General features: G+C 73.3%; 1 tRNA gene. It reads right to left on the bottom strand.

The annotated features are described in order from the left end of the window. Positions 1-32: 32 nt before the first annotated feature. A tRNA-Pro gene (locus tag IG178_RS24825) sits at positions 33-105 on the bottom strand. Between the last annotated feature and the right edge of the window lie 195 nt (positions 106-300).

Raw genomic sequence — 300 nt, 5'->3', positions numbered from 1 at the left:
CACCGCGCACAGCACGGCGACGGGGACAGGCGTCGGGGTGACAGGACTCGAACCTGCGATCTCCTGCTCCCAAAGCAGGCGCGCTAGCCACTGCGCTACACCCCGTGGGCGTGCGGGCCGCGCGCTGCCGGAGGGACCCGGCTGGAGCCGGTGGCACACGCTGCGGGGTCCGCTGACCGTCCGCGGTGCCCGCGCCTGGGCGCGGACATCGCACGAGTCTAGCCGCACGCACCGTCATGCCGCACCCGCGGGGGCTCCGCGCGGTTTGCCGAGGTGGTCTGCGTGGGGTAGTTTCATCGT

It is taken from the genome of Neoluteolibacter marinus, assembly GCF_014904755.1.
Classification (GTDB): domain Bacteria; phylum Verrucomicrobiota; class Verrucomicrobiia; order Verrucomicrobiales; family Akkermansiaceae; genus Haloferula; species Haloferula marina.
The sequence above is the reverse complement of the archived record's forward strand: the minus strand, read 5'-3'. Positions and strand labels throughout refer to the sequence as shown.